The sequence below is a fragment of the Agathobaculum faecis genome (genome assembly GCF_014287995.1).
Taxonomy (GTDB): domain Bacteria; phylum Bacillota; class Clostridia; order Oscillospirales; family Butyricicoccaceae; genus Agathobaculum; species Agathobaculum ammoniilyticum.
Map to the genome: position 1 here is coordinate 197,853 of NZ_JACOPL010000006.1, position 19,691 is coordinate 217,543.

Below are 19,691 nucleotides of genomic sequence, written 5' to 3' on the forward strand. Positions count from 1 at the left end.
AGGAACGTTTTCGGGAAACGGCGTAGCTTCGGCTATGCCGTTTCTCCGTTTTGCAGGTCGTTCAACATGGCGGCGGGGAGTATTCCCACAAGGTCATAGGAAATATCAATCTGCTGTTCCCTATATCCCTTTGACTTATCCGGTGCGTGAACATACACCGCCTTTACCATGTCATTTAAGACAGTGGGCGTTAATTCTTCTAAGTCGAGATACTTCCGCACCTTGCCGATAAACCTGTCAATGTTTTCTGCCTGTTCTTCTTGCTGTATAATTTCTTCATTCAGTTGCAACAGCTTTTCCCGCAGTTCTTCCTGCTCCTGCTCGTAATCATCAGAGAGCATTTGAAATCTGCTGTCAGATAGTTTTCCGTTGGCATTATCCTCGTAAATACGTTTGAAAAGTCGGTCAAGTTCTTCTATGCGCCGTTCCGCCTGTGTTGCCTGCCGACGCTTTGCCGCAAGTTCTTTCCTTGCTTCGGCTTTCTGCTTTGCACCCATAGCCTTGCGGAATTGTTCTTCGTGGTTCGCAACACAAGCAATCGCCATTCTCATATGAGCGAGTACGCCCTGTTCCAACACCACAGCGCGGATAAAATGCGTTGGGCAAACCTCTTTCCCTTTGAGCCTTGAAGTAGAGCAGACAAAATAGTCTTGTCTTGCTTCAAAGTTCCTGCTTGTGCAGTAATACAGCTTTTCGCCGCAGTCGGCACAGCGCACAATACCGGAAAACATATTCGTCTTACCTGTCCTTGTCGGGCGGCGTTTGTTCTTGCGTAATTCCTGTACCCGCGCCCATGTGTCGGCGTCAATGATTGCTTCGTGGGTATTCTCAAACACAAGCCATTTTTCCTCTGGATTATAACAGGTTTTCTTGTTCTTGTAGGACTGCTTATAGGTTTTGAAGTTTACCGTATGCCCTTGATATTCTTGACGCTCCAAAATATCAGCTATGGTATCGCCCGTCCAGTTATAGGGATTGTCCGGCGGCGCGTTTCTCGTTGCCCTGCCTGTCTGCTGAAAATGGATTGTCGGCGTTATGACTTTATCCTCTTTCAAAATACGGGCAATCTGCGACGGTCCGTAACCGTCCAAACAAAGGGCGAATATCCGCTTGACTACTTCGGCGGCTTCTCCGTCCACAATCCAATGTTTTCTGTTATCCGGGTCTTTCATGTAACCATATGGCGGATTTGTGCAGAGATGTTCGCCCGCTTCTCCTTTGGACTTCATTACCGCGCGGATTTTCTTGCTTGTATCTTTGGCGTACCATTCGTTGATGATGTTCAAAAAGGGGGTAAAGTCGCTGTCCTGCTGGTTCGCGCTGTCTATGCCGTTATTGATAGCGATAAACCGCACGCCCTTTTCTACAAACAAGACTTCGGTATAAAATCCCACTTTCAGATAATCACGCCCAAGCCGCGACATATCCTTGACTATCAGTGTAGATACTTCGCCGTTTTCTATCTTCTCAATGAGTTCGCCCCAGCTCGGACGGTTGAAATTCGTACCTGAATATCCGTCGTCTACAAAGAATAGGGGATTTTTGAAGCCGTTTTCCTTTGCGTATTTACTTAAAATCGCCTTTTGATTTACAATGCTGTTGCTGTCGCCCTGTAATTCGTCGTCGCGTGATAAGCGACAATAGAGGGCGGTAAGTTTGTTGTCAGACTGCCTTAACATAAGTTTGCTCCTTTCGTTGGCGGGCAGTCTGCCATACAGGATTGTATGTGTTCATTTTATCGGCTCCCGTCCTTTTTATCAACTTCTTTCTGTAAATTTTCCTGTTCCATAAGGCGTAAAACTTTACTCGGCAATGACTTCTTCCCGTCATAGCTGCCTGTAAATCGGTAGAGCGTTTTCCCCGATTTTATAATGACTTCATGCTTCGGAAGTTCTTGATACAGGGGATTTTTCACGACGATTTGACCGTCTTTGATAACTCGTTTCTTTTCCATTCCTTTCCCGTCCTTTCGCATTTGATGAAGTGAAAAACTTCTTAGCAAGCATAGGAAAGGGGTACCCTTTCCGTAAAAATGCGCTGCATTTTGCTTGTTGGGAAGTTTCCCAAACCCTCTGTTTTTCCTTTCAATCCCTACTACACCGCATAGGACGATTTTGCCAAAGATTTATGAAAAAAATTTTGATTTTCTTTCTTTACTCATTGATACGGGAAAGTTTTAGAAATGCCAAATCAGCGGATAGGGAGCTATATTGACAGCGAAAGTAATTTGTGCTATTCTTTATACGGACCAACGGTCTGTAAGGAGGGATAGAGTGGCAAGGAACAAATATCCAGAAGAAACTGTCAGATTGATTTTAGATGTGGCTACCCGCCTATTCGCTGAAAAAGGTTATGACAGGACTTCTTTACAGGACATCATCAATGAAACCAAGCTTTCTAAAGGTGCCATTTATCATCATTTTGCGTCTAAAGAGGATATACTGGAAGCCATTTTCGACCGTATCGGAGAAGAAAATACGGCAGTATTAGCAAAAGTAAGAGATGATAAAGAAGTAAATGGTTTGGAAAAGCTTCGGAAGATTATCCGAACGGCGGTGTTCCATTCCAACCAAAGCCTTATGTTGACGATTACACCAAGTCTGTTAGACAACCCAAGATTTTTGGCTTTGCAAATCGGGCAAATTTATCAAATAGTGGCACCCAAATTTATTGAACCGATTTTAAAACAGGGTATGGAAGACGGCTCTATTCAAATTGAACACCCAAAAGAGGTGGCAGAAGCGATTATGATTTTAGCAAATACATGGCTCAATCCGTTGGTAAATCAAACGGACGCACATGGTATGCGGGAAAGATGTAATACGTTCAATCATCTGATGAAAGGTATTGGCATTGATGTTCTGTTAGATGAAGCTTTAATTGAAGCATATATTGGCTTTTGCAAGCAGCAGTAATGTTGTTAAAATAATCTGTCCTTTGCAGGGCAGTTTATTTTAAACCATATACAGACCGACGGTTGGTTTATAAAATATTGAGGAGGATTTATATGAAAGAAAAATCGACTCTTTTCAAACGTGATTTTACATTGGTTGTTATCGGGCAAATCATTTCGTTGTTTGGAAATGCAATTTTACGTTTTGCCCTGCCGCTTTATTTATTGCGGGAAACAGGTTCATCTGCTCTGTTTGGAATGGTAACTGCCTGTTCTTTTGCGCCAATGGTAGTATTGTCGATGATTGGCGGCGTATTAGCCGACAGAGTGAACAAGCGGAATATTATGGTCGGGCTGGACTTTTGTACAGCGGTATTGATACTGATTTTTTATCTTAGCTTAGGAAAGCTGCCAACGGTTCCGTTGTTCATTACTGTGTTAATGCTTCTGTATGGAATTTCCGGTACTTATCAGCCGTCTGTGCAGGCGAGTATCCCGTTATTAGTATCATCAGAAAAACTAATGGCAGGAAACGCAGTTATCAACCAAGTAAATACTCTTTCCGGTTTACTGGGACCTGTCATTGGCGGCATCATGTTTGGAATGTGGGGGATTTATCCTATTTTGATTTTAAGTATTGGCTGCTTTTCTTTTTCCGCAGTTATGGAAATCTTTATCCATATCCCACATGAAAAGCGTATAAGGGAAAGAGGTATTTTAACAGTTGTAGGAAATGACTTAAAGGAAAGTTACCAGTTCGTAAAAACTGAAAAACCGATTTTCTTTTCCGTCGTGTTTCTGATTTCTATTTTCAATCTAATATTAAGTTCGGTTATGATTGTTGGGACACCTATTTTGATTACACAGGTACTTAAAATGTCAGATACCATGTATGGCTTTACCCAAGGCGCACTTGCATTAGGTGGTTTGTGCAGTGGAATTTTAACAGCAGCGATAGCAGAAAAATTGAAGCTAAAAAGCTCTTATATTTTGCTTCTGGTTTGTGCAGCTTCCGTAGCATTGATGGGGATTTCGTTGATGTTTCATATTCCTGCAATCCTGTCTTATTGGGTTATTACACTAATGAGCTTTACTGCAATGGGAGCTTCTACGCTGTTTGTTGTGCAGATTTACACAATGGTACAAAAGCAGACGCCCCCGCAATTGGTTGGTAAAATCATGGCGGCGTTGATTTCCATAGCCATGTGTGGTCAACCCATAGGGCAGGCGATTTATGGTGTTTTGTTTGATATTTTTGAAAGCCGGACATGGATTGTATTGATTGTAGCAGCCGTTGCCGCTTTCTTGATTGCTCTTTACTCAAAGAAAATATTCAGCCAATTAGAGAACAGTAACGAATGAGAACATTCACTTTTTAAGGTCATAGCAATATAAAGGAGGTATCAATATGCTGCCCGTCTTTCCTATATTTTTGATTCAATCATCAAAAAAAGCCTTTCTTTCATCATGGGATACTCTGGCTATGATGATGAATACACATATCATTTTATATGCTTAAACAATTCATGTTTCCGAACGCCTATGCAGTTTTATTGCTGTATGGGCGTTTTCTGCAATAACCCCTATTGGGAAGAAAGGGGGTGAAACAATGAACGATTTAGAGCAATACAAAGAGCATATCGAATACACTTTTGCAGCCTTTTGTAAAGTTGTTCTCCGTAATGCTTCCATGTCCGCCTATCGGGATATTGGCAGACGGCAGAAACGGGAAATATCCCTTGATTATCTCATGGAGGAAAGGTATTACAATCCATCTACAACAGACAGTTATTTTGCGGAGCAAACAAGTTCGACGGAATTAATTGTGTGCGACGAGAGAATCGTAATAGAAAATGAACGATTGGCAAAAGTGTTTTCCGATTTACCCAAGTTGCGGCAGGAAGTTTTGGTACTGTATTTCTTCTTTGGATATACGGATAAGAAAATCGGAGAAAGGTATGGGAAAAGCCGCACGACAGTAAACTACTGGAAAATAGCAGCACTCAAACAGCTAAGAAAAGAAATGGAGAGATTGGAGCATGAGGAACAGGAAAATGATACCTTTTGAAATTATCGAAAAGGCAGTTGCAGGGGAACCGGAAGCGGTAGACGCAGTATTAAGACATTATACTGGACGTATCAAATACCTGTCTACTTATCATGGTAATATCAATGATGATATACAAGACCGACTGAAAGCACAGCTTATCAAAGCTGTCCTGCAATTCCGTTTTGACAGATAGTGAATAGCAAAGACAGAGAAAGCCGTCAAGGATAAAATGCACGCTTCGCGTCCTTGACGGTTTCCCTGTCTTTACTGTGGAGCAGACAAGAGGGCGCAATCGGATAAACCGCTTACGCCCTCAATCCATTATGTAATGTTACGCAGTAGAGGTTGATTTTACATTGATTTATGTGGTTTTACAGAGCATAAAAATCACCCATATGATATTTTATACTTATACGTTCAAAAAAGGCGTTCTACTGCGTAACAAAGATATTATCTTTGATTTTTGAGGTTTATTTGGTATACTATTTTCAAAACGTGCTAAAGGAGAATATAAAAATGGAAAGCATTGAGATTATAAAAATTCGTTTAACTGGAATTATTGGTTGTATTGACGAATATACATCTGAACCTACTATAACAGCTATTATTAAGTCTTTGTCAAAAGCGTTATCGGAAAATGAGTTTAATATAATCTTATTTAGCTGTAAAGAAATTGAAAAATGGTATCAAAAAAATATTTCCAATATATTGTCGAATGAATTTGTTTTAAATCATGATGTGCATAGAGAAAATATACATTTAATTAGAGAAATAATTAATAATCTTGAAACGAATCAAGATTGTTATAAACAAGAATTAAATTTATCAAAGAACTCCTCAAAATTGACAGGTTTAACGGATGCAGCAATTGGAAATATATTAAATAGATTTCATCAAGTAGTAATACAACTAAGAGATAGGTATGATAATCGAGAGACTTTAGATGTGGCTGATGAATATGATGTACAAGATTTGTTACATACTTTATTGACACTATATTGTGATGATATTCGTCCGGAAGAATGGACGCCTTCATATGCTGGTACATCTTCGAGACAAGATTTTTTGCTGAAAAATGAAAAAATTGTTATAGAAACAAAGAAAACACGAAAAGGACTCAATAATAAAGAATTAGCGAATGAGTTGATTATAGATATTGCTAGGTACAAAGCCCATCCTGATTGTAAAAAATTAGTGTGTTTTGTTTATGATCCTGATAGTCGAATAAAGAACCCCAGAGGGTTTGAAAATGACTTAAGTAAAGATGCAGACGATTTAAGTGTAATGGTGTATATTCGTCCATAATTGCAATAAGCAGAAAGAATACATTATTTTGTGTATTCTTTCTGCTTATTTTTTACCCTGTATGGCAGCTACCTTAATTTAGTTTATAGTTAATACTGTTTTATGCGTAGCTACCTAAAAGAGGCTCTTTTATTTTGCTGCCGCACAATATGAAAAAAAGAGAAGAAAAAGAAGAAGCATTCGGTATCCCACATTAAGGCTGTAGTACCACCTTAATCAGACCAGGTTCTGCCGCATGCAGCCTATCAAACCATTCCGCACCGTCTGCAAGCGGCACGGCCGCACTGATCAGACTGTCTACATCAACCATCCGGTGCGCAATCAAATCAAGACAGATATCGTATTCCCCTGATGACGCACAGCTCCCATATAATGTAATCTGCTGTGTAACGCATTTCTGCAGTGGCAGCTCTGCTTTACGCGCTACATTACCGACCATAACCACACTTCCCCCCAGGCGCACGCTGTCGATCGCGGTGTTCAACGTTTGTGAGATCCCAACCGCCTCAAAAGCGATATCCGCCCCGCGGCCGCCGCAGAGCGCACGGATTTCCGCAGCCGCATCCTCCCGCCCGGAGTGAATAACATGCGTTGCCCCCAATGCTTTGGCCAGTTCCAGCTTACGGTCATCCAAATCAACGACAACCAGTTCGGTTACGCCTGCGTTCCTAACCGCCTGCGTAAGCAGAAGCCCGATTGTTCCCGCGCCTATCACCACCGCTCTGTCCCCCATACGAATCGGCGCAACAGTGGACACGGCATGTACTGCAATGGACAGTGGCTCAACCATCGCAGCCTGCTCAAAGCTGACTGCATCCGGTATCCGGAATAAGGTTCTCGCCTTGATCGCTGCATATTCCGCCATTGCGCCCGCATTGGTATATTCGTCGCAGGAAACACCGAGTACCATCCGATTTTCACAAAGGTTGATCATACCATGCCGGCAATACCAGCAATTCCCGCAGAACACGGTAGAATCAAAGGTAACGCGATCGCCCACGGCAAAGCCTTTTACCGCGCGCCCCACCTGCTCGATCACACCGGCCGCTTCGTGTCCCATGATGATAGGAGGCTGCCGGCGTCCGCTCCCCCCGTCATACCCGTGTACATCGCTTCCACAAATCGCACACGCTTTGATATGTACCAGCACTTCATCTTCCGCAGGCACCGGCTTCGGAACCTCCTTGAGCTGAAGCTCATTATAAGCAGTCAATACCAGAGCTTTCATCTACCATACATCCCCTTTCACGCCTCATCCCAAGCCTGTTTGACAAAATGATAGGCGTCACGGATTCCTGCCAAGCCACAGCCGCTTGCTTCTTCAATACAGAGCCAGTTATCGAAGCCATGCCGCTTGATGTACTCGAAAAATGGCCGATTTGGCGTCACACCCGTTCCTATGGCCGCAGGGCAAAAGCGGCCGCGCTGCTCCATGTCGGTCACATGAATGGTTTCCAGGCGGTTTACGACAGATGGTACTACTTCGAGTGGATCTCCCCCAAAAGCAGTGATGTTCCCTGTATCAAAGTTCAGCCGGATATCTGTATCCTCTATCTGCCTGCAAATATCAAGGAAAACCGCCGGATCATATGTAAAGTCCACACGCGGCCATGCGCCCGGCTTGCCATGGTTCTCAAACACCAAGCCCACGCCATACTCTTTTCCTATTGGCGCAATGCGATGGAAATAATCCGATACCCATGCGATACCCTGCGCGCGATCCAGCTCCGGATGTGCCTGTCCCGCCAATATGCGCAGATAGCGAATATGCAGCTCTGAGGCAAGCGCAATATCCGCCTGCAGGTATAGGAATTCGCGCTCCCGCTGCACCGGATTTGGATTGGTAAAATCCGGATAGGTGGTCATCATCACAATCGGCATTCCGATTTCCTGCAGCTCCTGTTTCAAGGCGTTCAAATAGGTCGGTGTTCGGTTTTTGATGAACATAATGCTGATATCAATGCCGTCATAGCCGATTTCCTTTGCTTTGCGCGCCCACTGAGGCAAACTCATGCGCCCTGAACAAATCTCATCAAACAGCGAGACGGGCAAACAACTGATTTTCATACCGTTCTCCTTTTCTTATCCAGCGATTTCTGTACTACCGGTACCATTCGCCCGCGCGTGGGACTGCAGCATGACGACGAACAAGAGCAGCAGTCCGGTAATGATCGACTGCCACCATGAACTCAAGCTGCCTTGCAGATTAATCATGTTCGAAATCACACCAATGATAAATACGCCGATCGCCGTCCCCCCAAGGCCGCCGCGGCCGCCCGAAAGCAGGGTGCCACCAATCGCGGTCGCCGCAATCGCAGTCATTTCCCAACCGTCACATGTCACAGGCTGACCCGCACCTAAACGGGAAGCCAAAATCAATCCTGCCAGCCCTGCCAGCAAGCCATTTACCGTATAAACAGCGATCTTAATTTTTTCAGGTTGCAGCCCCATCATGCGGGCTGCTTCTTCATTCCCGCCCACTGCGTAAACATACCGTCCGGACCGTGTTCGGCGCGCAATATACAGCCCTGTAACCAGCAACAACACAAACAGCCATACCGGCGCCGGCACCCTCAACAGATAGCTTCGGGCAAACAATCGGAATGTTTCTGCCACACCTGTGTCCACACTGACCGAAACGCCCCCGTCTGTCATTACCAGAGCAATGCCGCGCGCCGCCATCATCATCCCCAGCGTAGCGATAAAGGGGGCGATTTGCAGCTTCGCAATAATGAGTCCGCTGAGCAGCCCCATCGCCGTACAGACCGCCAACGGCACCAGGATCATTATTGCAAGACTACCCTTTGGGCTTAGGACTGCCGCCAGAACACTGGACAGCGCCGCAAGCGAACCAACTGAAAGGTCTATGCCTCCCGTCAAAATAACAAAGGTCATACCAAGAGAAATAATGCCGATCATGCTGTTCTGATTCAGGATATTCGTCACATTTCCGTACGATGCAAATTCCGGAAACAGCAGAGCCGCAGCCAGTATAAGGGCCAGCAGCGCGAACACTACGCCGTGCTTCTTACAGAACGCATAAAACAAGTTCTTTTTTTTCATACGATCCCCCCTAACGGCGTTTTTCCCGCTGCAAATAAACTGCGAGAATAATAATAGCGGCTTTAAAAATGCGGGAATACGCAAACGGGATGTTGTTCATATTGACCATAATTGAAATCAGCTGTATGATTAAGGCTCCGAATATCGTCCCCATAATCCGCGCTTTGCCGCCGTTCATGGAGGTCCCCCCAATCGCAACGGCCGCGATCGCATCCATTTCTGCAAGCTGTCCAATCGCATTGGGATCTGCACAGCTTGCACGGGAGCATTCAAACAGACCTGCCATTCCCGCCAGCAGCGCACTGATCACATACACCGAGATCAACACCTGCGCCGTACGAATGCCCGATAATCTTGCGGCTTTCCCGTTTTCTCCAATTCCCTGCACATAATATCCAAATGTCGTCTTTTTAAGCAGGAATGCAATTATCCAGACAAACAGTATGGATACAAATAATTGTACCGGTACCAGGCCGCCAACGCGGTATAAGCCGATTTCCGTAAACGTATTTCCATAAAACACGATTGTGCCGCCGTTATTCATCAATTGTGCAATACCTCGTCCTGCAATATAAAGAATTAGGGTTACAATGATCGGCTGTATTTTAAAGCATGCTACCAGAACACCGTTGAACAATCCCAACACCAATGCCACAACAAGGGCGGCCAGCACGGCCATGCCAGTATCCGTTCCCAAAAGCGGTGTTTTCCCAGTCAGCACCAAACCGCTCGTAACGGCGGATATCGCCATGACCGACCCTACCGAGATATCAATCCCTCCGGAGGAGATCACCAGCACCATCCCCAACGAGGTCAGCATAGTTGGCAGTACCTGAATCGTCAGGTTCCACAGGGTTCCCATGGAAGCAAAATTGCGGGTAAATAGGATATTGAACATAACCAGCAGCAGGAATGCATATATTGTACCATATTTTCGTATGTTCTGTCCCCAGTCAATACAGGTATGCCCGTTTTTTGCAGCAATGCTGTCCATCATATGCAGGCTCCCCCTTCCTGCAGGATGTCTTGTGCAATCGTCCGCATGATGTTTCCTTCTGATAGCATATCGCTTTCCAGCTCCCCGATATTTTTCCCATCCCGTATAACTATCACACGGTGACAGTTGCGTACCAATTCCTCCAGCTCAGAAGAAATCAACAATACACTGATGCCCTGCCCAGCGATATCCTGAATCAGCGCCTCGATTTCTGCTTTCGCGCCGATATCGATCCCCCTTGTCGGCTCGTCCAGTATGATCAGCCGCGGCTCCATGCACAGCCAGCGCGCTAAAAGAACTTTCTGTTGATTACCGCCTGACAGGTTTCGGATCAACTGCTCCTGCCCTGGCGTTTTGATGGACAGGCTCTTGATATAACGATCTACAATGTCCTTCTGTCGGCCGACGTTTACCAGCCCCCGCCGTGCGATCCGCGGCAAAATCGCCATCGTCATGTTTTCCCGCACGGACATATGGGAAAAAATTCCTTCCGCTTTGCGATCTTCCGAGCAATAGGCAAATCCTTTTGCAATCGCATCCCGTGGAGCTTTCCAGCGCACCTCCTGCCCATTGACCGCCAGCGTCCCTGTATAATCCGGGTTATCTCCAAAAATCACCTTGGCAAGCTCGGTCCGCCCCGCGCCAAGCAGTCCGGCCAAGCCCACTATCTCTCCCTGCCGGATTCTCAGGCTCACCCCCCGCAACTTCTCCTTGTCTGTAATCCCATGGGCTTCCAGCACAGGTACTCCTCCTGTTCCCTGATAAACCCCGTTTTTCCTTCGCAACACGTCAGTCGCATCGCGTCCAATCATGCGGGACACTAGCTCCAGCTTACTCAATTCCGCCGCCGGACTTTCGCTGACAAGCTTTCCGTCTTTCAGAATCGTAACCGTATCACATATCTCAAACACCTCATCCAGACGATGGCTGATAAAAATAATTGCGATGCCTTTTTCTCTGAGTTTACGCATTTGCCGGAATAAAATCTCTACTTCCTTTTCATCCAAAGAGGAAGTCGGCTCATCCATTACAATCAGTTTGGCCTGCACCGAAATAGCACGAGCAATCGCCACCATCTGCTGCACTGCCGTTCCATAGCTGCAAAGCGGCTGGGTCACATCTGCCTCCACTCCCATTTCGCGCAGTATCCGCTCCGCTCTCTGGTTCACCTGTTTCCAGTCAATTCCTGTACGGTTCATAGGCTCCCGCCCAAGATGAATATTTTCCGCAATACTCAAATACGGAATCAGATTGATCTCCTGATAAATTGTACTGATACCGGCTCGCTGTGCCTCCAACGGGCTGTTGAACGAAACCTGCTGCCCGTCCAAGATAATTTCGCCCGTATCTTTCCGGTACAAGCCGGTCAGAATTTTCATCAAGGTGGACTTCCCTGCGCCATTTTCACCCATCAACGCATGGATCTCGCCCGCGCGCACTCGAAAATTCACATGATCCAATGCATGAACGCCCGGAAACTGCTTGTCAATCTGTCTCATTTCCAACAAATACATGGCTTCCATTCACTATCCCTCCTTTCATAGGGGAGAGGGGCGTTTCGCCCCTCTCCCGAACGCTATTTTAAGATGCATAAACGCATCAATACGCCTCGTCCAAGCATTCCTCTGCATTTTCAATCGTATATAGCTTACCTTCATTTTTAACGAACGCCGGTACCTCTTCACCCGCTTCCAATTGGTCAATAATCGCTAAAACACTGTCTCCAAAGCGCGGTTGACAGAGCACGCTCAATTCCATATCCCCATCAATGATCGCCTGCAAAGCATCTTTCTGCCCATCCATGCTGTAAATCTTGATGTCCTCGCCCGGTTTGAGTCCCGCAGCCTTGATCGCCTGTAAAGCACCGATAGCGTTATCGTCATTATGCGCAAATACCGCATCGATCTCATCCCCATAGGCCTGAATCAGGTTTTCCATCGCTTTTTGTGATTCCGCACGGTTGAAATTTCCAACCTGGGAGGCGATAATCTTTATATTGTCATAGTTGGCGATCTCCTCGGTGAACCCTTTATTGCGGTCGATCGTACTGGTGGCGCCCGGTGTTCCGGTCAGTTCCACAACATTGCAGCGTTCGTCGCCAAACTGCTCTTTCATATACTGGGCGCAGGTCTGCCCCTCCCAAATCAAATCGGCGCTGTTCAGTGTTGTATAATCCACGCCTGCCTCACCATTGATGCCGCGGTCAACCAGAATGACCGGAATACCGGCATCCATTGCGGATTTAAGCACGGGCGTCAAACCCTCGGACTCACGCGGAGATACGATCAGGTAATCCGGCTTTTGAGAAATAATATCCTCAATATCGGACATTTGTTTTGCCGTATCGTCCTGTGCGTCCGTATAAATATATTGGTATCCTCTTGCCTCTATTTTTTCTTTCATATCATTTGTTTGAACGACTTTCCAGTTGTTCTGGTTGCCGCACTGCGAAAAGGCTACCGTCAGCACCTCGCTTTCGCCGCTGTCCACTCCCACATCCGCATCTGGTACGGCCGTGTTCTCTGAATCGGTTGAACAACCTGTACCTGAGCCAATTAGCAGTACACTGGTTAGAAGCATTGCGAATAATCTGGTCTTTTTCATACGAAACCCTCCCGTTTTCTATTTTTCTCTTTTCTGAATGTGCTTTCATTATACCGATTGTTCCTATAGTGGTAAATCAACATATTTTTTTAATATTTCAAGATTTTTTCTGTTTTGCCGCCCCGTTTTCTTTCTGTCTCTGTCGATACTCCGTGGGCGAAAAATCCGTATTTTTCTTGAAGAGCGTACTAAAATAGTTGGGGTTGTCATATCCAACAGCCAGTGCAATTTCATAGGAGCGCTGATCGGAATATCGTAAAAGCTGCTTGGCCTTTTCCATGCGCAGGTCAGTCAGGTAACTGATAAACGATTTGCCGCATTCCTGCTTAAACAAAATACTGAAGTAACATGACGACATATTGACCGAAGCGGAAACGCTTTGCAGAGAAATGGAATGGTCGGTATAATTCTGCTCGATATACTGCCGCGCTTTTTCGATCAATGTATGATGCGCCGCGCCTTTTTTTCCATGTACATAGTCGCACACCTTCCCCAGCAGTTCACTGAGGCCGCTAATCTGCTTCTGCAGGCTGCCCGCCGTAATGATCATGCGGTATTCTTCCACAGGATCTTCAAACACCTCGGACAGATCGATCCCAAATTCTTTCAATGCGCCGGTGACCTGGCTGTACACCGATGCAATAAACATTTGGCCATACAGAATGGAATATCGTCCACTTTCTCGTATATTGTCTGTGATGAGACAAATATTCTGCTCAATCAGACCTTTATCAAAGGTGCGTATACAGTCGACAAAACGCGCTATATTAGCAGCAATCTGCGTTCCGTCATCCTGGCGTATTCGCTTCAGCTCCGCGTAATCCAAAAAGCTTGTCTCATCATAAAGGAAAGCATACTGCAGCACTTTTTGACAGTGGCCGTACATCGCCTGTAGCCCCCATACGTCTCCCGACACACCATCTGTAGCGCAAAGAAAGGGATACTCATTTTTCAAATCCACATTCTGGCGCAGCGCCCTGCAAACAGCCTGCATATGCTCTGCTGCCTGCTGGGCATTTCTTCCCGAAACAACGATTAGGACACGTCCCTCTGTCTGAAATTCTTCATAAAAAAACATGCGCTCTGCCGCACATTCTTCTACTTGCGCAGCGAACCGGCTAAAATATTTCTGTAGCTCCTGCTCAGTGAACGTATCCCGTGCAAACCGATAGCCCAAAATATCGATCATAATACAGGCATAGAACCGCTCCACAAGAATACCTGCCTGCGCAAGCGCAGCTTCCTCAGGCTGTTTATCCAAGTCAGCGTGCAGCAGGCAGGAAAGCAGTTCCGTGCGCTCCTGCTTTATATTTTCTTCCTGCCTTGCTTTATATTTTTCAAAAATCTCGTCCAACAGGCTCTCCATATAAGCCAAATCGATCGGCTTGAGTATGTAATCCTTTACGCCCAGCTTAATCGCACGTTTAGCATATTCAAATTCATCATAGCAGGTCAGCAATATCACGCAGATATCCGCCTGCTCCCGCAATACATTTTCCACCAATTCTAACCCATCCATAAACGGCATACAAATGTCGGTGATTAAAAGATCCGGCCTGTATTGCCGCGCCAGTTCCAGCGCCTGTTCCCCATCCTCCGCTGTTGCTATAACCTCCATTCCATGAGCCGCCCAAGGCACATTGTCCCGCAGTCCCTCTCGAATCAGATATTCGTCGTCTGCCAGCAATACCTTCACTCTGTTTCCTCCTCCCAGCGCATCGGCAAGGTAATGCGGAAGCAGCTTCCCTCCCCCTGCCGGCTTTCAAACGTCACACCGTACGGCTCTCCAAACAGAATACGAATCCTTTCGTTTACGTTCACCACACCATAACTCTCTGCGCGCGGGCCGCTTCCGTGCCGCAGCGTATTATTCAGTGCCGCAGAAGCCTCTTCTGTCATGCCCACGCCATTATCGATTACATCTATCACAATATTCTTTTCCATTGGCCGTACCCAAATTTTTAAATGACAACTCCCGCGTTTAGGCTTCATGCCATGGTAAATAGCATTTTCGATCAACGGCTGTAAGACCAGCTTGGGAATCAGACAGGAAGCGATCTCTTCTTTCAAATGTATCTCATGCGTGAACTTTCCTTTATACCGTATATTCTGTATAATCAGGTAATTGCCGGCATGCGCCAGCTCCTCACGCAGTGTAATAACCTCCCGCCCCCTGCTCAACCCAATTTTTAGGAACTGCGTCAAGGCCATTACCATGCGGACCGCACCATCCTTGTCTCCCGACCGCACCATCCAGATAATAGAATCCAGTGTATTATAGAGGAAATGCGGCTTGATCTGCGCCTGTAATGCCTTTAGTTCGGTCAGGCGAAGTTTCTTCTGATTTTCCACCTCATGTTCCATAAGAATATGTATAGTATTGAGCATCATGTTAAAGCGGTTGGTTAACGCGCCGATCTCATCGTCTCGTTCTGGAACGGCATGCACATTCAAGTCCCCCTGTTCCACCAAACGCATTTTTTCATCCAATTTTGTGATAGGGCAAACAATATACGCGGCGACTCGATAGGCCAGCAGCAGCGCAATTCCCATAACGCCAATTGAAACCAGGCTCACGATTTTGATAATCAAAAGAACGTTTTGCGCCAGTTCTCTGCCCGGCACGGTACATACCAGCTTCCATCCCGTCTGTAAAACCGGTTGTTCAATCCGCAGATCATGAAATATGGCATCTTTCCAGGAATAGGACGCATTTTGCCGGACCCTTTCCGACAATTGGGCAGCGGTCATATCCGCAGGGCCAATAATAGGCCGTCCATACGTATCCTGTATATATAAAAAACCACTTTCGCTGACTCTGGTATTCAGAAAAGAACTGACTTTTGCCGCTTCCAGTTCCACCACCACAATCCCGCGGTACTCTCCGCTCCCCAACTCCTTTACCGGCGTGACCGTAGTCAACAGCGTTTCTCCTGTTGTTACGGCAAATTGCGAACCTTGTTCAGGCGGCAGCCAAATAGTGTGTTCTGATTGCAGGGCTTTTTGGCAATACGGGTTGTCCATTGCTTTTTCATTTATAAAAGAGTAATACTGTGATTTTGCCGCCATACCATTATCTGCAAAAAAATACATAGCAAATATACTGCTGTTATACTGGTTCAGCTCCGAAAGGTATGCGTCCAGCTCAAAGCGATCGCTGAACTGCGCTTTATATTGTGGATATTCTGTACGCATGACCGACTGGACACCGGCTGACCGACTGATAATCCGCGACATGGATATCATATCTTCCAATAGGTTATCAACTTCATCCGCTGTTTTTTCTACGATCTGTTCGCTTGTCGTGACCGCCATTTCCATCACATGGCGATAGGACACAATGCAGGCTGCCGCGGCAACTGTTACGACAGAAATAAGGGAGAAAGCACCAAAGAATCGGAACAGACGTTTTTTCATGGATTGTTCATGCATTGCAGACTCCTCCCCGCAGAAAATAAAAACTGCCTGTCAAAAGAGCATCTTCTTATGTCAGGCAGCTTTTCATTGTTCAATTCCTCGGCACGAATGCAAACGGGCGGATTGGAGATCCTGAACCGTTTCTGATCTTCAGCGGTACAGCTATGAAGTAAGACCGCACCGGCAATTTATCCAGATTCTGCAGTTCCTCCATGATCAGGATATGATTGGGGAGCCAGTGCATATGGTGTCCATAGGATTCCATTTCCTCCCCAGCAATTACAGGAGTATCACAGGCGATCGTATCGCTTCCTACCGCCCGAACCCTGCGCTCCGCGAATAGCCGGACTGCATCTTCTGAAAGCCCGGGTTCATTTTTTGCATAGTACTTCCAATCGGCTCCGGCCGACCAGTAGCGGAACCAATGGAAATCCAGCAGAACGATCTCATCTTCCCCCGCTGCCGTTCCCATTTTCGCCTCAAGTGACAATATCTGATCCGCTGTGATCCTCTGACCAGGCTTGGCATCCAGTTGATACAAAGGGTATGTAACCGCCACGCCGCACAGATAGTCCGGCGGATAGGTTTCAATCGTACTTTCCATCATTGCGGATACCTGATGGGCGGGAGCATCAACATGCGCTCCAGTATGCTCTCCCAAAAACATTGTCTGGCAGTAATATCCATCATGCGCATGTGTGACTGTCGGATGGATGACCAGCGGGGGATGCGTCGGCCAGCGCGGGATATCATTTTCCAATACTGGCGACAAATCAACTACATTACAGGCTGAAACCGCTTCACGGATTGTATATAGAATATCTGACATAACCATTCCTCCTTTTTATAGCACTAATTATACCTTGTGTGTTGTGGAAAAGAATCCGATATTTTTTGAGTTCTTTCAAATAATTTTAATTTATTATAACATACCCTATTTTTTCTTTTCCATGGAAAGCCTTTCCTGACACAAGTACATTAGTTGGAAAAGATGCAGAAAATAGTATTGACAAAATCGCTGATTATTGGTATACTGTTTAAGCGTCAGAAAAACCCGCGGGTGTAGTTCAATGGTAGAATGTCAGCCTTCCAAGCTGAACACGTGGGTTCGATTCCCATCACCCGCTCCATTTTCTTTCCCATGCGCGGGCTGGAATTGATATGCGCCAGTAGCTCAGCCGGATAGAGCAACTGCCTTCTAAGCAGTAGGCCGGGGGTTCGAATCCCTCCTGGCGTGCCATCTCTCCAGTTGACTACAGTTTATATGGTGGGTATAGCTCAGTTGGTTAGAGCATCGGATTGTGGTTCCGAGGGTCGAGGGTTCGAGTCCCTTTACCCACCCCATATGAAACCATGTGACGCGCTGCTTGATGCAGCGCGTTATAAATATAAGGACCGGCTCCATGCAATCCAGCCGAATACAGGGGCGTCGCCAAGCGGTAAGGCATCGGCCTTTGACGCCGACATTCGCTGGTTCGAATCCAGCCGTCCCTGCCATTTCAACTTAACACGATCCAGTAGCTCAGTCGGCAGAGCACCTGCCTTTTAAGCAGGGTGTCCGGAGTTCGAATCTCCGCTGGATCACCAATTACGAAAAGCCCGCCCTGCGCGGGTTTTTTCATTTCATCAAGACGTGGCGCGGGTTTTGAGTGTTTTTGAAACGTATTTTTATTTTTCTAAACAAGCATCAAAAACGCCAAAAAACCAAGTCATGCAACACGAAAAAAGGGAGGCCGAAGCCTCCCCTTTCACTTGCTCGCCGCATTGGCTGCTTGCGTACATTGTCGTTCTTTGGTATAATTTGATTAAGGCGCAGCCGTGTCCGCGGTTGGCGGTTATTCCCACCGAACCCATAGAGGGGAGGTGGTGCTATGGTTACATACTCGGAGCTTTTTCAGCTTCTTATGTTGCTCGTGGCATTTGCCAGTCTGATTTTTCAGATATGCAAAAGAAAATGACCGCCCTCACGTCCAAATGAAGCGGTCAAATTCTTTGATCAAGTAGTTTGGGAGTAACCGTCAACCGGCTGCGCCCTTTTCTATGTTTAGTATACCTGCCTTAAGCGGAGTTGTCAAGAAAAGGGTTATTTCTTTTTTACAAGCCGGTAAAATCTGGCCGCCTCGGAGTATGTCATCCCTGCCGCCTGCAAATTTGCAATCACCTGCGCCTTTTTCCCTTGCGCTGTTGCGATCGGGTAAACCTTCCGGTAATCTTCTGCGGACATGCCGAATCGGCTGAATTTCCGCTGCGCCGCGTCGCTCATTTGCGTAAGGATAAAACTCGTCGGGTTGGAGTAGTCCACATCGAGGTCTTTCGGAATATACATCCCGTCGTTAATGATGTTCTCATCGATCAGGTGTTTCTGCTCTGCGGAAAGCCCGCTCTGCATCAGGTAGTCACGCTTCAGGGCATTCTGTTCGCCTGCCCCCAGATCGGGATTGTTGTCCTCTATCCGTTGGAACTCATAATAAGCGCGCGCATAATCCGCTGCCGGTACTTTGTCCGCAATTGCGGCATACTTTTCTTCCTGATTGTCGCTGATGCCGTTTATCACAAGGTTCTGTATGGTTTTCTGCTTCTGACTGTCGTTCAGATTATCGTCCGACATGATCTCGCTGACAATATCCGTCATATAGTCATATTTTTTGATACTCTTGTCGGTTTCTGCCTTTGCGTCCGAAATAGATTTTTGCGTTTGGTAAAGGGTATACGCCCATGATGGCACGCCATTCTGCTCCGCATCTTTCGCGCCTGCGATCCAGCCCTCAAGCTGATAGCCGTCGATCGTATCCATCCTGCCCATCGCATCGGCATAGTCATATACTTTCGATACCAGATCCTTTTTATCCTGATTGCTCATATTCTGGTATGCATCCGTATCAACAATCTTGTTCAACATATCGAATGATGCCTGTCCCCGACGGTTGGAATATTTCAGCCACTGTTCGGCAGTAAAATTATGCTCCTCGCCATTGACCTTATAGCTCTTTTGCGGCTTGCTCGGCAGCACTGCGGAATCCCCTGTCGCATTGTACAGCTCCCGCAGCGCGTTTTCCGCGCCGGAAGCGGACCTGTTCCCGATGTACCCAGGCGAAAGGAAGTTCTCGAACGCCCGCAGCACCCAGTTTTCCGTCCTGTCCGGCCTGCCCCACACATCCGTATACGCCGGCTGGTTCTGTGACAGGCCGGGGATTTTATTCGCCTGGCGCTGCAAAAACGTCTGCACGCTGTCAGGGACCCAGTTGTCTTTATCCGCATAGGTCGTGCGCCGCGTGTCGTCTATCGTGCGCGCGATCTGGCCGGACAGCGTCGGGACGACCTGCCCCGCATAGTTCTGCGCTATGTTTCCGGCGATCGCAAAG

General features: G+C 46.6%; 18 protein-coding genes and 5 tRNA genes. 11 read left to right on the forward strand and 12 right to left on the reverse strand.

Going from position 1 to position 19,691, the window contains the following annotated elements; translation table 11 throughout:
- Nucleotides 1–32 precede the first annotated feature (32 nt).
- Nucleotides 33–1,679 carry a recombinase family protein gene (locus H8S45_RS08185; RefSeq protein WP_054326360.1) on the reverse strand — a complete coding sequence of 549 codons (1,647 nt, stop codon included), beginning with the start codon at nt 1,677–1,679 and terminating at the stop codon, nt 33–35.
- Nucleotides 1,680–1,735: 56 nt separating this feature from the next.
- Nucleotides 1,736–1,954: a hypothetical protein gene (locus tag H8S45_RS08190; protein WP_054326359.1), complete on the reverse strand. Its 219-nt coding sequence runs from the start codon at nt 1,952–1,954 to the stop codon at nt 1,736–1,738.
- Nucleotides 1,955–2,273: 319 nt separating this feature from the next.
- On the opposite strand from H8S45_RS08190, the gene H8S45_RS08195 reads away from it, so the two are divergent.
- The 5 genes from H8S45_RS08195 (at nt 2,274) to H8S45_RS08215 (ending at nt 6,248) form a co-directional block, all read left to right on the forward strand.
- The gene (locus tag H8S45_RS08195) at nt 2,274–2,915 is read left to right on the forward strand and encodes a TetR/AcrR family transcriptional regulator (protein ID WP_054326358.1); all 642 of its coding nucleotides are present in this window, start codon (nt 2,274–2,276) and stop codon (nt 2,913–2,915) included.
- Between the two features lie 92 nt (nt 2,916–3,007).
- Nucleotides 3,008–4,255: an MFS transporter gene (locus H8S45_RS08200; protein ID WP_054326357.1), complete on the forward strand. Its 1,248-nt coding sequence runs from the start codon at nt 3,008–3,010 to the stop codon at nt 4,253–4,255.
- A 247-nt stretch (nt 4,256–4,502) separates the two neighbouring features.
- On the forward strand, nt 4,503–4,961 hold the full coding sequence (locus H8S45_RS08205) for an RNA polymerase sigma factor (RefSeq protein ID WP_054326356.1): 459 nt from the start codon (nt 4,503–4,505) through the stop codon (nt 4,959–4,961).
- On the forward strand, nt 4,933–5,136 hold the full coding sequence (locus H8S45_RS08210) for a helix-turn-helix domain-containing protein (protein ID WP_054326355.1): 204 nt from the start codon (nt 4,933–4,935) through the stop codon (nt 5,134–5,136). The genes H8S45_RS08205 and H8S45_RS08210 overlap by 29 nt, the downstream gene beginning before the upstream one ends.
- 323 nt (nt 5,137–5,459) lie before the next feature.
- Nucleotides 5,460–6,248, forward strand: a complete 789-nt coding sequence (locus H8S45_RS08215) for a PD-(D/E)XK nuclease domain-containing protein (protein WP_186949922.1) — start codon at nt 5,460–5,462, stop codon at nt 6,246–6,248.
- A 193-nt stretch (nt 6,249–6,441) separates the two neighbouring features.
- On the opposite strand, the gene H8S45_RS08220 is transcribed toward H8S45_RS08215, so the two are convergent.
- From H8S45_RS08220 to H8S45_RS08260, 9 genes are all read right to left on the reverse strand, one after another.
- Nucleotides 6,442–7,476, reverse strand: coding sequence for a galactitol-1-phosphate 5-dehydrogenase (locus tag H8S45_RS08220; RefSeq protein WP_107631678.1), 1,035 nt, complete (start codon nt 7,474–7,476; stop codon nt 6,442–6,444).
- Between the two features lie 17 nt (nt 7,477–7,493).
- On the reverse strand, nt 7,494–8,315 hold the full coding sequence (locus H8S45_RS08225; RefSeq protein WP_107631677.1) for a sugar phosphate isomerase/epimerase family protein: 822 nt from the start codon (nt 8,313–8,315) through the stop codon (nt 7,494–7,496).
- Nucleotides 8,316–8,330: 15 nt separating this feature from the next.
- Entirely contained in the window at nt 8,331–9,311 is a 981-nt protein-coding gene (locus H8S45_RS08230) for an ABC transporter permease (protein WP_107631676.1), read from the reverse strand.
- Between the two features lie 10 nt (nt 9,312–9,321).
- Nucleotides 9,322–10,308, reverse strand: coding sequence for an ABC transporter permease (locus H8S45_RS08235; RefSeq protein WP_054326351.1), 987 nt, complete (start codon nt 10,306–10,308; stop codon nt 9,322–9,324).
- Nucleotides 10,305–11,831 (reverse strand): sugar ABC transporter ATP-binding protein, encoded by a 1,527-nt coding sequence (locus H8S45_RS08240; protein WP_186949924.1) that lies wholly within the window; start codon nt 11,829–11,831, stop codon nt 10,305–10,307. Before H8S45_RS08240 ends, H8S45_RS08235 begins: the two co-directional genes overlap by 4 nt.
- 76 nt (nt 11,832–11,907) lie before the next feature.
- Entirely contained in the window at nt 11,908–12,912 is a 1,005-nt protein-coding gene (locus H8S45_RS08245; protein ID WP_082396816.1) for an ABC transporter substrate-binding protein, read from the reverse strand.
- 97 nt (nt 12,913–13,009) lie between these two features.
- Entirely contained in the window at nt 13,010–14,608 is a 1,599-nt protein-coding gene (locus tag H8S45_RS08250) for a response regulator transcription factor (RefSeq protein ID WP_186949927.1), read from the reverse strand.
- Entirely contained in the window at nt 14,605–16,344 is a 1,740-nt protein-coding gene (locus H8S45_RS08255) for a cache domain-containing sensor histidine kinase (RefSeq protein WP_054326348.1), read from the reverse strand. Before H8S45_RS08255 ends, H8S45_RS08250 begins: the two co-directional genes overlap by 4 nt.
- A 76-nt stretch (nt 16,345–16,420) precedes the next feature.
- Nucleotides 16,421–17,158 carry a cyclase family protein gene (locus tag H8S45_RS08260; RefSeq protein ID WP_054326347.1) on the reverse strand — a complete coding sequence of 246 codons (738 nt, stop codon included), beginning with the start codon at nt 17,156–17,158 and terminating at the stop codon, nt 16,421–16,423.
- Between the two features lie 227 nt (nt 17,159–17,385).
- Between H8S45_RS08260 and H8S45_RS08265 the strand changes: the two genes are divergently transcribed.
- The 6 genes from H8S45_RS08265 to H8S45_RS08290 all read left to right on the forward strand — a co-directional run bounded on the left by H8S45_RS08265 (nt 17,386) and on the right by H8S45_RS08290 (nt 18,307).
- Nucleotides 17,386–17,459, forward strand: a tRNA-Gly gene (locus H8S45_RS08265).
- 33 nt (nt 17,460–17,492) lie between these two features.
- Nucleotides 17,493–17,569, forward strand: a tRNA-Arg gene (locus H8S45_RS08270).
- A gap of 27 nt (nt 17,570–17,596) precedes the next feature.
- Nucleotides 17,597–17,673 (forward strand) — tRNA-His (locus H8S45_RS08275).
- 78 nt (nt 17,674–17,751) lie between these two features.
- Nucleotides 17,752–17,826: transfer RNA gene (locus H8S45_RS08280), tRNA-Gln, on the forward strand.
- A gap of 14 nt (nt 17,827–17,840) precedes the next feature.
- Nucleotides 17,841–17,916: transfer RNA gene (locus tag H8S45_RS08285), tRNA-Lys, on the forward strand.
- A 58-nt stretch (nt 17,917–17,974) separates the two neighbouring features.
- Complete coding sequence (locus H8S45_RS08290) at nt 17,975–18,307, forward strand: hypothetical protein (RefSeq protein WP_147574522.1); 333 nt, start codon at nt 17,975–17,977, stop codon at nt 18,305–18,307.
- A gap of 105 nt (nt 18,308–18,412) precedes the next feature.
- Here H8S45_RS08290 and H8S45_RS08295 read toward each other — a convergent pair.
- The coding region (locus tag H8S45_RS08295; RefSeq protein ID WP_186949929.1) for a hypothetical protein at nt 18,413–19,691 on the reverse strand (1,279 nt) is incomplete at its 5' end.

Excerpts from the sequence above, each read along its gene's own strand:
- H8S45_RS08235 (WP_054326351.1), bottom strand. The coding sequence starts at position 10,308 with ATGATGGACAGCATTGCTGCAAAAAACGGGCATACCTGTATTGACTGG.
- H8S45_RS08255 (WP_054326348.1), bottom strand. The coding sequence starts at position 16,344 with ATGCATGAACAATCCATGAAAAAACGTCTGTTCCGATTCTTTGGTGCT.
- H8S45_RS08225 (WP_107631677.1), bottom strand. The coding sequence starts at position 8,315 with ATGAAAATCAGTTGTTTGCCCGTCTCGCTGTTTGATGAGATTTGTTCA.
- H8S45_RS08200 (WP_054326357.1), top strand. The coding sequence starts at position 3,008 with ATGAAAGAAAAATCGACTCTTTTCAAACGTGATTTTACATTGGTTGTT.
- H8S45_RS08240 (WP_186949924.1), bottom strand. The coding sequence starts at position 11,831 with ATGGAAGCCATGTATTTGTTGGAAATGAGACAGATTGACAAGCAGTTT.
- H8S45_RS08210 (WP_054326355.1), top strand. The coding sequence starts at position 4,933 with ATGAGGAACAGGAAAATGATACCTTTTGAAATTATCGAAAAGGCAGTT.
- H8S45_RS08245 (WP_082396816.1), bottom strand. The coding sequence starts at position 12,912 with ATGAAAAAGACCAGATTATTCGCAATGCTTCTAACCAGTGTACTGCTA.
- H8S45_RS08190 (WP_054326359.1), bottom strand. The coding sequence starts at position 1,954 with ATGGAAAAGAAACGAGTTATCAAAGACGGTCAAATCGTCGTGAAAAAT.
- H8S45_RS08260 (WP_054326347.1), bottom strand. The coding sequence starts at position 17,158 with ATGTCAGATATTCTATATACAATCCGTGAAGCGGTTTCAGCCTGTAAT.
- H8S45_RS08230 (WP_107631676.1), bottom strand. The coding sequence starts at position 9,311 with ATGAAAAAAAAGAACTTGTTTTATGCGTTCTGTAAGAAGCACGGCGTA.
- H8S45_RS08215 (WP_186949922.1), top strand. The coding sequence starts at position 5,460 with ATGGAAAGCATTGAGATTATAAAAATTCGTTTAACTGGAATTATTGGT.
- H8S45_RS08220 (WP_107631678.1), bottom strand. The coding sequence starts at position 7,476 with ATGAAAGCTCTGGTATTGACTGCTTATAATGAGCTTCAGCTCAAGGAG.
- H8S45_RS08185 (WP_054326360.1), bottom strand. The coding sequence starts at position 1,679 with ATGTTAAGGCAGTCTGACAACAAACTTACCGCCCTCTATTGTCGCTTA.
- H8S45_RS08205 (WP_054326356.1), top strand. The coding sequence starts at position 4,503 with ATGAACGATTTAGAGCAATACAAAGAGCATATCGAATACACTTTTGCA.